The sequence below is a fragment of the Bhargavaea ginsengi genome, from assembly GCF_900109165.1.
In the GTDB taxonomy this organism is placed as follows: Bacteria; Bacillota; Bacilli; order Bacillales_A; family Planococcaceae; genus Bhargavaea; species Bhargavaea ginsengi.
In genome coordinates this window covers 187,886-201,075 of sequence record NZ_FNZF01000001.1, presented here as the reverse complement: position 1 = coordinate 201,075, position 13,190 = coordinate 187,886, and the positions used below count along the sequence as shown (strand labels likewise).

General features: G+C 54.5%; 15 protein-coding genes. All 15 read left to right on the top strand.

The genetic code is table 11. The features are described from left to right. The first annotated feature begins 18 nt into the window (after positions 1–18). The 15 genes from rimP to BMX91_RS00885 all read left to right on the top strand — a co-directional run bounded on the left by rimP (position 19) and on the right by BMX91_RS00885 (position 13,158). Positions 19–495 carry a ribosome maturation factor RimP gene (rimP, locus tag BMX91_RS00955; RefSeq protein WP_092048931.1) on the top strand — a complete coding sequence of 159 codons (477 nt, stop codon included), beginning with the start codon at positions 19–21 and terminating at the stop codon, positions 493–495. 24 nt (positions 496–519) lie between these two features. Further along, entirely contained in the window at positions 520–1,728 is a 1,209-nt protein-coding gene (gene nusA / locus BMX91_RS00950; RefSeq protein WP_092048930.1) for a transcription termination factor NusA, read from the top strand. 20 nt (positions 1,729–1,748) lie between these two features. Next, positions 1,749–2,027 (top strand): RNase P modulator RnpM, encoded by a 279-nt coding sequence (gene rnpM, locus BMX91_RS00945; protein ID WP_092048928.1) that lies wholly within the window; start codon positions 1,749–1,751, stop codon positions 2,025–2,027. Then, positions 2,024–2,341 (top strand): YlxQ family RNA-binding protein, encoded by a 318-nt coding sequence (locus tag BMX91_RS00940; RefSeq protein WP_092048925.1) that lies wholly within the window; start codon positions 2,024–2,026, stop codon positions 2,339–2,341. Before rnpM ends, BMX91_RS00940 begins: the two co-directional genes overlap by 4 nt. A 4-nt stretch (positions 2,342–2,345) precedes the next feature. Further along, on the top strand, positions 2,346–4,733 hold the full coding sequence (gene infB, locus BMX91_RS00935; RefSeq protein WP_092048922.1) for a translation initiation factor IF-2: 2,388 nt from the start codon (positions 2,346–2,348) through the stop codon (positions 4,731–4,733). Beyond that, a complete protein-coding gene (locus tag BMX91_RS00930; RefSeq protein ID WP_092048920.1) occupies positions 4,730–5,008 on the top strand; it encodes a DUF503 domain-containing protein in 279 nt (92 codons plus the stop codon). The genes infB and BMX91_RS00930 overlap by 4 nt, the downstream gene beginning before the upstream one ends. Positions 5,009–5,028: 20 nt before the next feature. After that, on the top strand, positions 5,029–5,382 hold the full coding sequence (rbfA, locus tag BMX91_RS00925; protein WP_092050678.1) for a 30S ribosome-binding factor RbfA: 354 nt from the start codon (positions 5,029–5,031) through the stop codon (positions 5,380–5,382). A 66-nt stretch (positions 5,383–5,448) separates the two neighbouring features. Next, on the top strand, positions 5,449–6,372 hold the full coding sequence (gene truB, locus BMX91_RS00920; RefSeq protein WP_092048918.1) for a tRNA pseudouridine(55) synthase TruB: 924 nt from the start codon (positions 5,449–5,451) through the stop codon (positions 6,370–6,372). 5 nt (positions 6,373–6,377) lie between these two features. Continuing rightward, positions 6,378–7,325, top strand: a complete 948-nt coding sequence (locus BMX91_RS00915) for a bifunctional riboflavin kinase/FAD synthetase (protein ID WP_092048916.1) — start codon at positions 6,378–6,380, stop codon at positions 7,323–7,325. Between the two features lie 124 nt (positions 7,326–7,449). Beyond that, on the top strand, positions 7,450–7,719 hold the full coding sequence (rpsO, locus tag BMX91_RS00910; protein ID WP_092048914.1) for a 30S ribosomal protein S15: 270 nt from the start codon (positions 7,450–7,452) through the stop codon (positions 7,717–7,719). Positions 7,720–7,954: 235 nt separating this feature from the next. Then, positions 7,955–10,078, top strand: a complete 2,124-nt coding sequence (pnp, locus tag BMX91_RS00905; RefSeq protein WP_092048911.1) for a polyribonucleotide nucleotidyltransferase — start codon at positions 7,955–7,957, stop codon at positions 10,076–10,078. A gap of 97 nt (positions 10,079–10,175) precedes the next feature. Further along, entirely contained in the window at positions 10,176–11,393 is a 1,218-nt protein-coding gene (locus BMX91_RS00900; protein WP_092048908.1) for a M16 family metallopeptidase, read from the top strand. A gap of 115 nt (positions 11,394–11,508) precedes the next feature. Next, on the top strand, positions 11,509–11,778 hold the full coding sequence (locus BMX91_RS00895) for a PRC-barrel domain-containing protein (RefSeq protein ID WP_092048905.1): 270 nt from the start codon (positions 11,509–11,511) through the stop codon (positions 11,776–11,778). Continuing rightward, positions 11,775–12,551, top strand: coding sequence for an NAD(P)-dependent oxidoreductase (locus tag BMX91_RS00890; protein ID WP_092048902.1), 777 nt, complete (start codon positions 11,775–11,777; stop codon positions 12,549–12,551). The genes BMX91_RS00895 and BMX91_RS00890 overlap by 4 nt, the downstream gene beginning before the upstream one ends. A 16-nt stretch (positions 12,552–12,567) precedes the next feature. Next, positions 12,568–13,158 (top strand): dipicolinate synthase subunit B, encoded by a 591-nt coding sequence (locus BMX91_RS00885; RefSeq protein WP_092048899.1) that lies wholly within the window; start codon positions 12,568–12,570, stop codon positions 13,156–13,158. The last annotated feature ends 32 nt before the right edge of the window (positions 13,159–13,190 follow it).

The window sequence follows — 13,190 nt, the reverse complement described above, 5'->3', positions numbered from 1 at the left end:
TAAACAAGGAGGTCCTTTATGAGCAAAATCACACAGGAAGTCGAAACGTTGGTAACGCCGATCCTTGAAGAGCAGGATCTGGAACTTGTCGACATCGAATTTGTTAAAGAGGGACGTGACTGGTTCCTGCGGGTATTCATCGATACACCCGAAGGAGGCATTGACATTGAGCAGTGTGCGGCTGTAAGTGAACAGCTGAGTGTCAGACTTGATGAGACGGACCCTATTCCGCAAAACTATTTCCTGGAGGTATCCTCCCCAGGGGCGGAGCGCCCGCTTAAAAAAGAGCAGGATATGGAACGTGCTGTGGGACAGTATGTCCACATCCGGACATACGAACCTCTTGATGGCAGGAAAGAGTTTGAAGGCTACCTCCTTTCCTACGGGGAAGAGGGAGCGGAAATTGAAATGAAAGTGAAAACACGTAAAGTAAAAGTGCTGATTCCGAAGGACAAAATTGCGTTTGCGCGTTTGGCCATCGACTTTTCGGCATAACGTCGGGATAGGAGTGAAATACAGATGAGCAGCGATCTTCTAGAGGCGCTCACCGCCCTTGAAAAACAAAAGGGCATATCGAGGGATGTGCTGGTAGAGGCGATTGAAACCGCCCTGGTCACCGCATATCGCCGCAATTTTAACCAAGCGCAGAATGTCCGTGTGGACCTGAATATGGATGCCGGCACGATGAAGGTCTTCTCGCGTAAAGACGTCGTAGAAGAAATCGAGGATGACCGCCTGCAGGTTTCTCTTGAAGAGGCGCGCAAAGTCAACCCGCTCTACGAGATCGGAGACGTGCTGGAAGAGGAAGTGACTCCTCGGAACTTCGGGCGGATTGCAGCGCAGACAGCGAAACAGGTTGTCACACAACGCGTGCGCGAAGCAGAACGCGGTATGATCTTCGACGAATATGTCGACCGGCAGGATGACATCGTAAACGGCGTCGTTGAGAGGCTTGACCCGCGTAATATCTATGTCAGCCTCGGCAAGGTCGAAGCGGTTCTGCCTCAGAATGAGCAGATTCCGTCTGAAACCTACCGGCCGCATGACCGCATCAAGGTATACATCACGAAAGTGGAACGCGCTTCCCGGGGACCGCAGGTTTTCGTATCCCGTACGCACCCTGGTCTTCTCCGCCGTCTGTTCGAGATGGAGGTTCCCGAAATCTATGATGGCATCGTAGAAATCAAGTCAATTGCAAGAGAAGCAGGAGATCGCTCCAAAATCTCCGTTTCTGCGCACGATGAAGATGTCGATCCGGTCGGCGCTTGCGTCGGCGCGCGGGGCAACCGCGTCCAGACAATCGTGGACGAATTGTCCGGTGAGAAAATCGATATCGTGGAATGGTCCGATAATCCGGAAATCTTTGTTGCAAATGCCCTCAGCCCTGCAAAAGTGCTGGACGTGCTTGTAAATGAAGAAGAAAAGTCAACGACTGTCGTGGTTCCTGATTATCAGCTTTCCCTCGCGATCGGCAAACGAGGCCAGAATGCCCGGCTTGCAGCAAAGCTGACCGGCTGGAAAATCGACATCAAGAGCGAAGCGGATGCGCGCGAACTCGGCATCTATCCGCGTACGGTGGTTGATGAACCGGAGGAGTACCAAGAGGAAGAATGGTCCGGTGACGACTTCTCTAATGAGGAATCGGCCACTGAATCCGGCCAGGACGTGGCAGACATCGACCTGTATGAAGACGTGCAGGCTGATGATGGCGAAACTGAAGAAGACTGATCTTTGAAAGGATGGGAGCAATGGGGAACGGCAAGAAAATCCCACTCCGGAGATGCTCTGCGACCGGCGAAATGTTCCCGAAAAAGGAGATGATCCGCGTCGTCCGCACGAAGGAAGGCGAAGTTTCCGTTGATCCGACAGGCAAGAAGTCGGGACGGGGAACTTATATCTCCAAATCGGAAAAAGCCGTAGAAATGGCTAAAAAGAGGCATTCGCTGGACAGCCAGCTGGGCGTCAAAGTTCCTGAAGGAATTTATGATGAGGTACTCCGCCTTATCCTGAGAGAAAAATTGCTATGAATGAAAAAAAGATTTACAGCCTATTGGGGCTGGCGGCGCGCGCGCGCAAAATAGTGACAGGTGAAGATCTTGCCGTCGATGCGATCCGTTCGGGAAAGGCCAAGCTGGTCATCCTGTCAGCGGATGCCTCGGACAACACCCGAAGCAAGATCAATGATAAAAGCGCCTATTACGGGATTCCAGTGCATGAGTTCGGAACGAGATACGAACTGGGCCATGCAATCGGGAAGGAGGCGCGCGTCACACTGGCGATAATGGACAGCGGCTTTGCCACAAAGCTGTCCAGCCTGCTTGAGGAACCAGAGGAGGACTGACTGAATGACGAAAATTAGAGTTCATGAATATGCGAAAAAGGTAAACAAGTCGAGCCGTGAGGTTATTGACGAACTGGATAAACTGAAGGTGGATGTCAAGAACCACATGTCCGTACTTGACAGCGACACAACGGCCAAACTGGACAGGAAATTCGGCCAGGGCGGCAATCGCCCTGCAGGCCAAGGCGGCCAGAACAAAGGCAACCGTCAGAGCGGACAAGGCAATAACCGCCCGGCAGGCCAGGGCAGCAATAACCGTCCGGCAGGCCAAGGCAACAGCAACCGCCCGGCAGGCCAAGGCGGCGGCAACCGCCCGTCAGGCCAGGGCGGCGGCAACCGTCCGGCAGGCCAAGGCGGCGGCAACCGTCCGTCAGGCCAGGGCAACAGCAACCGCCCGGCAGGCCAGGGTGGCGGCAACCGCCCGGCAGGCCAGGGCGGCGGCAACCGCCCGGCAGGCCAGGGCGGCGGCAACCGTCCGACAGGCCAGGGCAACAGCAACCGTCCGGGAGGCAATAACCGACCGGGAGGCCAAGGCGGCAATCGCCGGGGCGGCGGCCGCAAGATCCGCGGAACGCACCAAGGGAAAAAGAGAAACTACAGCCAACAGCAGGCTCCTCGCACACCGAAACCGCTACCGGAGAAAATCACTTTCTACGAGTCGCTGAGTGTAGCGGAACTCGCGAAAAAGCTTGGCCGGGAACCGTCCGAAATCATTAAAAAGCTCTTTATGCTCGGCGTTATGGCGACGATCAACCAAGAGCTGGATAAAGATGCAATCGAACTGATCTGTGCGGACTACGGCGTGGAAGTGGAAGAAGAAATCCGCATCGACCGTACCGACCTCGAGACCTACTTCGACGAAGAAGAAGGCGCTGAAGAGCTCAAAGAAGAACGTCCTCCGGTTGTCACGATCATGGGCCACGTCGACCACGGGAAAACGACGCTTTTGGACTCCATCCGGAACACGAAAGTGACCGAGGGTGAAGCAGGCGGCATTACCCAGCACATCGGCGCGTACCAGGTCGAAGCGAATGGCAAGAAGATTACATTCCTTGATACGCCGGGCCACGCCGCATTCACGACTATGCGTGCCCGCGGTGCGAAAGTGACTGACCTTACCATTCTCGTTGTAGCGGCGGATGACGGTGTCATGCCGCAAACAGTCGAAGCGATCAACCACGCCAAGGCTGCAGAAGTGCCAATCATCGTGGCAGTCAACAAAATCGATAAACCGACAGCCAATCCCGACCGTGTCATCCAGGAACTGACCGAACACGGCCTCGTTCCGGAAGACTGGGGCGGCGACACGATCTTTGTTCCTGTGTCCGCGCTCAAAGGTGAAGGCATTGACACGCTGCTTGAAATGGTTCTTCTTGTATCCGAAGTGGAAGAAGTGAAGGCTAATCCGAACCAGATGGCGCGCGGAACAGTCATCGAGGCGCAGCTGGATAAAGGCCGCGGCGCTGTAGCCACCCTTCTTGTACAGGAAGGAACGCTGAAAGTCGGCGATCCGATCGTAGTCGGTTCTACGTTTGGCCGAGTGCGTGCCATGGTCAACGATATTGGCCGCCGTGTGAAAGAAGCACTTCCATCGGCACCGGTTGAAATTACGGGCCTTAACGATGTTCCGTTCGCAGGAGACCGTTTTGTCGTCTTCGCAGACGAGAAAAGCGCACGCCAGGTCGGTGAATCCCGTGCGATGGACGACCTTCAGGAACAGCGCGGCGAAAAGAACCGCGTCACGCTCGACAACCTCTTTGAGCATATGAAGCAGGGCGAGATGAAAGATATCAACCTGATCGTCAAGGCGGACGTCCAGGGTACGGTAGAAGCGCTTGCGGCATCCCTCATGAAGATTGAGGTTGAAGGCGTCAACGTCAAGATCATCCATACCGGTGTCGGAGCAATCACAGAATCCGATATCACGCTGGCAGCGGCATCCAACGCAATTGTCATCGGATTCAACGTCCGACCTGACGTCAACGCAAAGCGTGCCGCCGAAGCAGAAGGTGTCGATGTCCGCCTCCACCGCATCATCTACAAGGTGATCGAAGAAATTGAATCCGCGATGAAAGGGATGCTGGATCCCGAGTTCGAGGAGAAGATCATCGGCCAGGTGGAAGTGCGTGAAACGTTCAAGGTTTCCAAAGTCGGCACAATCGCAGGCGGCTATGTAACTGACGGCAAAATCACACGTGACTCCGGAGTCCGCGTGATCCGCGATGGGGTCGTCGTCTTCGAAGGCGAACTGGATACACTCAAGCGCTTCAAGGATGACGTCAAGGAAGTCTCCCGCGGGTATGAATGTGGCCTGACTATCAAAAACTATAACGACATCCAAGAAGCCGATGTCATTGAAGCGTTTGTCATGCAAGAAGTCGAGCGGAAATGATTGTTGCCGCGGAATGTGAATTCTTCTTGTATGAGACACATTCGCTTAAAGAAAAGCGGGCCATTTTGCAGCGCATGCTGACAAGAACCCGGCAACAATACAATATCTCCATCGCCGAGACGGATCATCAGGACCTTTGGCAGCGTGCCGGAATCACAATGGCGGCCGTTTCTTCTTCGGGAGTGACGGCCGAACGCGAGATCGATCGGGTGCTGAACTTCCTGATGTCCCATTCGGGCTGGGAGATGACCAGCAGCAAGAAGTATCATTTATAGCGGAAGCCGAGGTGTTCCAGATGACAATGAGGGCAAACCGCGTGGCGGAACAGATGAAAAAAGAAATGGGCGACATCATCAGCCGAAGACTTAAGGATCCAAGAATCGGGTTCGTCACGGTGACGGATGTCGAAGTAACTGGTGATCTTCAGCAGGCGACGGTATTCATTTCCGTACTTGGCGACGACCGCCAGAAGGAAGATACGCTCAAAGGTCTGACAAAGGCCAAGGGCTTCATCCGTTCTGAGATCGGTAATCGTATCCGTCTGAGAAAGACGCCGGAGCTCCTGTTCGAATTCGATGAGTCCGTCGACTACGGCAACCGGATCGAATCACTTCTCCGGGAGGTCAACGAATCGAAGCCGGAAGAATGAGAATAAGCCTGCAGCCATCATGGCTTGCAGGCTTGTTTTCCTTACATAGGAAAGGAGGCGGAAGCCGTGTATGAAGGGATCCTCCCGCTCTGGAAGGAAAAAGGCATGACGTCACACGATTGTGTCTTCCGACTAAGGAAAATCCTTGGGATGAAGCGCATCGGCCATACGGGTACTCTTGATCCGGATGTCGAGGGCGTCCTCCCGATCTGCCTCGGCCGGGCAACCAAGGCTGCCGAGTATGTGACAGATTCGGGCAAGACTTATGAGGCCGTCATCAGCATCGGCCGCTCGACGGAGACCGAGGATGCCTCCGGCGCAACCGTCGAGGAGGACCTGAGCCTGAAGCGCTTCGAAGCTTCGGAGATTGTGGATGTCCTCCGCTCCCTCACCGGTGAAATCATTCAAATCCCGCCAATGTATTCTGCGGTGAAGGTGAATGGCAAACGCCTGTATGAATACGCCCGCCAGGGGATTTCTGTTGAACGTCCGTCACGTACAGTGCGCATCAAGGAAATTGAACTTCTTTCCGGTGAACAAGTGTTTGAAGGTGAAGAAGTGGAGTTTCGCATTAGGATCCGTTGCGGCAAAGGCACCTATATCCGAACACTTTCCGTGCAGATTGGGGAAAAGCTGGGCTATCCTGCTCATATGGCTTCGCTTGTCCGGACAGCTTCCGGACCATTTAATGCTGAAGACTGCCTGACGCTGGAAGAAGTGAAACAGAAGAAGGAATGCGGTGATCTGGAAGATGCCTTGCTCCCGATTGAGTCGGCCCTGTCGGATTTTCCTTCAGTTCCGGCAGACAGCACTCTTCTTCCGAAGATCCTTAACGGGCAGGTACTGCCCGCTCATCCGCTGCTCACTGCACAAGTCCGTGTCGTCTTTATGGACGGAACCCGGGCAGTGGCCGTATACCGCCGCCATCCTGAAAAAGAAGGGCTGATGAAACCCGAGAAGATGTTCGGGTCGGCGGCAGACAAGAGGTGAACAAAGTGAACATCCATCGCATTGAATATCCCGAGATTCCGGACACGGAAGGCCGGGAATACTCGGTGGCTGCAGGTTTTTTTGACGGCATCCACCGCGGGCACCAGGAAGTGATCGGCCATGCCCTTGAGGTCGCCCGTGATAAGGGCCTCCGGCCGGCTGTTATGACGTTCGACCCGCATCCGTCAGCCGTGCTCGGTAACCGGGAAGAAGTCACTTATATCACGCCTTATGACCAGAAGATGCAACTGCTCGATGAGATGGGCGTGGATACGGTCTTTATCATCAGTTTTACAAAAGAATTCGCATCCATGGCTCCTGAACAGTTCATCGAGTGCTACATCCGGGGTCTTGGCGTCCGCCATATTACAAGCGGATACGATTTCACATTTGGCCGGTTCGGGAAGGGCACGCCCGATGACCTGGAAAAGCTGTCCCGGGGGGATTACGGCGTTTCTGTTATCGGGAAAGTGACCGAAGAAGAAGAAAAGATCAGTTCAACCCGCATCCGTTCACTGCTCAGTGAGGGAGATGTTGCCGGGGCTGCGGAACTTCTGGGACGCCCGCTGATGACGGATGGGACGGTCATTGAAGGCGACAAGCGCGGCAGGCTGATCGGTTTTCCGACGGCCAACGTAGATCCCGTACCGGGTGCATGTCTTCCTGCTCCTGGCGTCTATGCTGTCACATTTGAGGCAGACGGAACCATTTATGAAGGTGTCCTGAATGCAGGCTATCGTCCGACCTTTAAAGATCCTGAGGAGACGTTCCTTTCCGTCGAAGTCCATCTGTTCGATTTTGATGGAGACCTGTACGGAAAGTTTGTCCACGTTCGCTGGATCAGGCGGATCCGTGAAGAAAGGAAGTTCGGCGGGATAGATGAACTGAAAAAACAGATTGGGCTGGACAAGCAGGAAGCAAAAAGAATCCTGGACGAATATCTTCCCGGTTGAATCGACACTGCCCCTGTGGTATGATATTTACGTGCAGTTGCACAAACCATTGCTTGGCAATCGACTCACCAACGTTTGCTCGGGAATTGGGGATTTTCAATTAAATGATTTGGAGGTGAACAGGATGGCAATTACACAAGAGCGTAAAAATGAACTCATTCAGGAGTTCCGCACACACGAATCGGATACAGGATCTGCTGATATCCAGATCGCTATCCTCACGGAAGAGATCAACAACCTGAACGAACACTTGCGCACACACAAGAAAGACCACCACTCCCGCCGCGGCCTTTACAAAATGGTCGGCCGTCGCCGGAATCTGCTCAAGTATCTTCGTGAAAACGACGTTCAGCGTTATCGTGACCTCATCGCGAAGCTTGGCCTTCGCCGATAAGACCGCACATATGAAAAACGGGCCTCGGCCCGTTTTTTTTTAATGCACAAAACCGGTGCATAATAAATCCGCTCCCCACAAATCCTTTCGCATCACTATGGGAATTTTGGTACACTATGGGGAGTGAGTACATACGTTTGACGGCTGTCCGGGTCTGCCGACGCTCCAAGCGTCTGCGCATGCAGACGGACAGGCACCCGGGATAGCGTTATGCACAGAAGAGAGGAGCCCCATAATGAACGAGAATCACAAAACTTACGAACTCGACTGGGCTGGAAGAAAGCTCATTGTCGAAACGGGCAAATTCGCGAAACAGGCGAACGGAGGCGTGCTCATCCGTTACGGGGACACTGCGGTCCTATCGACAGCAACAGCATCCAAGGAGCCTAAGCCGCTGGATTTCTTCCCCCTCACAGTCAACTATGAGGAGCGGCTTTATGCAGTGGGTAAAATCCCTGGCGGCTTCATCAAGCGGGAAGGCCGTCCTTCCGAAAAAGCTGTCCTGACCAGCCGCCTGATCGACCGCCCGATCCGTCCGCTTTTCCCCGACGGTTTCCGGAATGAAGTGCAGGTCATCTCGATGGTGATGTCCGTCGACCAGGACTGCTCATCCGAGATGGCTGCGATGTTCGGCTCTTCTCTTGCCCTGATGGTGTCGGACATTCCGTTCGGCGGCCCGATTGCGGGTGTGCAGGTAGGCCGCATTGATGGCAAGTTCATCATCAACCCGACTGTAGAGCAGCAAGCGAAAAGTGACATCGACCTGATTGTCGCCGGAACCAAGGACGCCATCAACATGGTGGAGGCCGGTGCTGACGAAGTCGAAGAATCTGTCATGCTGGAAGCAATCATGTTCGGTCATGAAGAAATCAAGCGCCTCGTCGCCTTCCAGGAAGAAATCGCTCGCGAAACCGGCAAGGAGAACAGGGAAATCGCCTTGTTCGAACTGGATCCGTCCCTGACGGAAGAAGTTCGGGAAAAGGCGGAAGCCCGTCTGCATGACGCCATCCAGACAAAAGAAAAGCATGCACGCGAAGAAGCCATCAGGGAAGTAAAGACATCCGTGGTTGAGGCATATGCGGAATCGGACGAAGAGGCAGATCTCGGACAGGTCCGTGCCATTCTGGACAAACTCGTCAAGGATGAAGTCCGCCGCCAGATCACCGATGAAAAGATCCGCCCGGATGGACGGAAACCGGATGAAATCCGTCCGCTTTCCTCCGAGGCCGGAATCCTGAGCCGGACACACGGTTCGGCACTTTTCACCCGCGGCCAGACTCAGGTACTCAGCATCTGTACACTCGGCGCGCTAGGGGATGTCCAGATTATCGATGGCCTGGGCCTTGAAGAATCCAAGCGTTTCATGCATCATTACAACTTCCCGCAGTTCAGTGTCGGGGAAACGGGCCCGATCCGATCGCCGGGCCGCAGGGAAATCGGCCATGGTGCTCTCGGTGAGCGTGCCCTCGCCCCGGTTGTGCCGTCCGAGGATGATTTCCCGTATACGGTCCGCCTCGTCTCCGAAGTGCTGGAATCCAATGGCTCTTCTTCGCAGGCCTCCATCTGTGCTTCAACGATGGCGATGATGGATGCCGGCGTGCCGATCAAGGCACCTGTTGCAGGAATTGCCATGGGACTCGTCAAAAAGGGCGACAATTATACCGTCCTTTCCGACATTCAGGGTATGGAAGACGCTCTCGGGGACATGGACTTCAAGGTGGCCGGCACCGAAAAGGGAATCACCGCCCTGCAGATGGACATCAAAGTCGAGGGACTGTCCCGCGAAATCCTCGAAGAAGCGCTGGAGCAGGCAAAGGCGGGCCGGATGCATATCATGAAAAACATGATTTCTGCGATTTCCGAGCCGCGCAAGCAGCTTTCCGACCATGCGCCTAAAATCATCGTCATCCAGATCAAACCTGAAAAGATCCGTGATGTAATCGGACCGGGCGGCAAGCAGATCAATAAGATCATCGATGAGACCGGCGTCAAGATCGATACTGAGCAGGATGGCACCATCTATGTTTCCTCGATCGACCAGGAGATGAATGAGAAGGCCAAGTCGATGATTGAAAACATCGTCCGTGAGGCAAAAGTAGGCGAATACTACGACGGCAAGGTCAAGCGGATCGAAAAGTTCGGCGCGTTCCTAGAGCTTTTCCCGGGTAAAGACGGTCTGCTCCACATTTCCGAGATCCAGGAACAGCGGACAAACAAAGTCGAAGATGTATTGTCAATCGGCGACGTGGTCCGGGTGAAGGTCGTCGAAATCGACAACCACAACCGGGTCAACCTGTCTCGCAAAGCGGTTCTCAAAGAGGAACAGGAAGCTTCCGAAGAATCCGGAAAAACAGAATAAAAATCACCAGAGGGCGGCCGGTCGGCCGGCCCTCTTTTTACCGGCCTGCGCTTAAGCCCGGATCCGGGAACATAAAGTTTAATAAAGGGGGGAGAAGATGATCCAGACCAGAAAATGTCCGAACGGCGTGCGGATCGTTACGGAACAGATGCCGCATGTCCGTTCGGTAGCGCTCGGGATATGGGTAAAGACCGGCGCAAGAAATGAATCGGCCGGTGAAGCCGGCATGGCCCACTTTATCGAGCATATGCTGTTCAAGGGTACCGCCCGCCGAACGGCTAAAGATATTGCGGAAACAATCGACCGTACAGGCGGCGAGATCAATGCCTACACAGCCATGGAAGAGACCTGCTTTTATGTGAGTGTGCTCGCCGAAGATGCATTGGAGGCAATTGATGTACTGGCGGACATGTTCTTCAACTCGGCCTTCGACGAAACCGAGATGCGGAAAGAAAAGTCCGTCATTCTAGAAGAAATTGCCATGGTCGCAGATACGCCGGATGATGATGTCCATGAGCAGCTGCAGGCCGCTATGTACCCCGGACATCCGATGGGACGCCCAATCTTGGGGTACCCGGAAACGGTGAGCGCATTTACGAGAGAGGAAACTGTCGCATTCCTGAAACGAGAATACCGTCCGGAACGGATCGTCATCTCTGCAGCGGGCTGTGTGGATGAAGAGCTGATCAGCCGGATCGGGGAACTGTTCGGTTCGTTTGCCGCAGGAGCATCGGCACCCCTGTCCGTGGGGCGTCCTGAGTTCGCTTCCGGTTCAATCCGCAAAAGAAAAGACACCGAGCAGGCACATATCTGTCTCGGCTATCCGGGAATGGATGTAAACGATCCCGACATATACGGACTGATCATCCTGAATGCGCTGTTTGGCGGCAGTATGAGCTCGAGGCTCTTCCAGAGGATCCGTGAAGAGCATGGGCTTGCTTACTCGGTCTACTCGTACCATTCAACACACACCGATTCTGGCTCTGTGACAATTTATGCAGGGACGTCGCCTTCCCGTCTTGAGGAAACCCGGGCGGTCATCCAGAATGAGATACGCACCCTTCTCGCAGAGGGGGTGACGGAGACCGAGATTGAAGGGGCATTGGGCCAGATGAAAGGCAGCCTTCTGCTCGGGCTCGAGTCACCTTCAGCACGCATGAGCCGGAACGCGAAAAATGAGCTGTTCACAGGCGAACATAAAGACATCGATGAAGTCATGAAAGAGTTCCGGCAAGTGGACGCCAAGCAAATCCGTCGCATTGCAGATCGCATTTTCTCATGTCCTCCAGCGGAGTCGATCATCATACCGAATTGAAATCTCACCGGAAGGCCGCATCAGCCTTCCGGTTTTATTTGTTTGCAGCAGCTGTTTCCGGGCGGGAACTTCCGCCCGGGTGACGCATATAGTTTAGAAGAAAGGGGAGTGGACGATGCTGCTGTCAACAATGGCCGAAAAAGAGCTGATCCAGATGGAAGATGGCGTCCGGTATGGACTTCTTGCCGATACGGAGATGTTATTTGAACCGAAAAGCGGCCGGATCTACGGCTTTGAACTAAAGCGACGCGCCGGCTGGCTGCAGGGGGGGCGGAAATCGGCCGGAGAAGCGGAATACATCCCTTGGGAGGAAATCGTCCTGATCGGGGATGACCGGATTTTATTTAGGCGCACCCGTCCGATCCATGAGGGGCTATTTGAATGAGCCGCCGGGATTGGCTGATCATCGGATCAGATGCACGGTTTGCCAAATCGGCGGACTTCCTGAAACAAAAAGGCTTCTCGGTGCTCCATGATCCGAGGGACTGCTGGGACGACAGGACCGACACGCTTTTGTTGAGTGAAAAACCGATGCGTGTCGTGCTGCCAATCCATCCGCCTGACGGAAGTCCGGCCCGGGGCACGCTGGAGAAAGCTGACCGGCTGTTTGCCGGCAGGCTCGATGCCGGCTGGCAGGAGGCGGTAAAGCTGGCGGGAAAGGTTCCCAGGATGTACTTGGAAGAAGAGCGGTTTATCTGGGAAAATGCAAGCCTGACGGCAGAAGGTTTCCTCGCTGGCTTCTATCATTCGGGAGCGGGGCCGGTTGCCGGAAGAAAGTGGGCTGTCGCCGGCTATGGCCGGGTCGGCAAAACCACTGCAAGGCTGCTTCGCGCAATGGGGGCGGATGTTTCCGTGCTTGCCCGCTCGCCGGCACAGACAGCAGAAGCACTGACCGAAGGGTTTCGGACAACGGCCTTTGGCGGATTGGATCTTGCTGATCAAGGCGAAATACTGGTCAATACCATACCTGCCCAGTGGCTGGACGTTCCGGAGGCATTTAGTTACTCGCGAATCTATGATCTGGCTTCTGCCCCCGGGTGCCTAAAGCCCGGAGCCGTCCATGAATACTATAGGTTACTGCCTGCGCTGCCGGGACGGTTTTTTCCGGACGAGGCCGCCCGGGTCCTCTCGGAAGCGCTGTGCAGAATGGACAGCTAGCGGAAGGAGAATCAGGATGCTCGACGGCAAAAGAATCGGTTTCGGAATCACTGCATCCCACTGCACCTATGCAGATGTGATTCCAAAGATCAAGGCGTTCACCGACAGGGGGGCGACAGTCGTTCCGGTCATCACCAACTCCGTGCTGACCGCCGCAACCCGTTTCGGGACAGGCGAGGAATGGATGGAAAAAATCCGCGAAGCAGCCGGGGCGGATATCATCACCACCATCGCTGAGGCGGAGCCGTTTGGACCGAAAACACCGGTCGACTGCATGGTGATCGCACCGATGACAGGGAACTCGATTTCAAGGTTTGCAAACGCCATCACTGACTCACCGGTACTGATGGCAGCCAAGGCGACACTCAGAAACGGCACACCGGTCGTCATCGGCATTTCCACCAACGACGCACTTGGCTTGAACGGGTCCAATATCATGAAACTGGTGAATACGAAAAACATTTACTTTATCCCGTTCGGCCAGGATGATCCCGTGAAAAAACCGAATTCCCTCATCAGTGACTTCACCAAAATGGTCGATACGGTCGAGGCAGCTTTAAAGGGAGAGCAGCTTCAGCCTCTCCTCATTAAGCATGAAAATACTTAAACATGAGTATTTCTCCAAAACCCATTCAGAAC

Bases quoted from the DNA above. Each gene is read 5' to 3' on its own strand.
- BMX91_RS00900 (WP_092048908.1), top strand. From the start codon at position 10,176: ATGATCCAGACCAGAAAATGTCCGAACGGCGTGCGGATCGTTACGGAA.
- BMX91_RS00940 (WP_092048925.1), top strand. From the start codon at position 2,024: ATGAATGAAAAAAAGATTTACAGCCTATTGGGGCTGGCGGCGCGCGCG.
- BMX91_RS00930 (WP_092048920.1), top strand. From the start codon at position 4,730: ATGATTGTTGCCGCGGAATGTGAATTCTTCTTGTATGAGACACATTCG.
- infB (WP_092048922.1), top strand. From the start codon at position 2,346: ATGACGAAAATTAGAGTTCATGAATATGCGAAAAAGGTAAACAAGTCG.
- rbfA (WP_092050678.1), top strand. From the start codon at position 5,029: ATGACAATGAGGGCAAACCGCGTGGCGGAACAGATGAAAAAAGAAATG.
- rimP (WP_092048931.1), top strand. From the start codon at position 19: ATGAGCAAAATCACACAGGAAGTCGAAACGTTGGTAACGCCGATCCTT.
- rpsO (WP_092048914.1), top strand. From the start codon at position 7,450: ATGGCAATTACACAAGAGCGTAAAAATGAACTCATTCAGGAGTTCCGC.
- BMX91_RS00890 (WP_092048902.1), top strand. From the start codon at position 11,775: ATGAGCCGCCGGGATTGGCTGATCATCGGATCAGATGCACGGTTTGCC.
- BMX91_RS00895 (WP_092048905.1), top strand. From the start codon at position 11,509: ATGCTGCTGTCAACAATGGCCGAAAAAGAGCTGATCCAGATGGAAGAT.
- BMX91_RS00885 (WP_092048899.1), top strand. From the start codon at position 12,568: ATGCTCGACGGCAAAAGAATCGGTTTCGGAATCACTGCATCCCACTGC.
- pnp (WP_092048911.1), top strand. From the start codon at position 7,955: ATGAACGAGAATCACAAAACTTACGAACTCGACTGGGCTGGAAGAAAG.
- nusA (WP_092048930.1), top strand. From the start codon at position 520: ATGAGCAGCGATCTTCTAGAGGCGCTCACCGCCCTTGAAAAACAAAAG.
- rnpM (WP_092048928.1), top strand. From the start codon at position 1,749: ATGGGGAACGGCAAGAAAATCCCACTCCGGAGATGCTCTGCGACCGGC.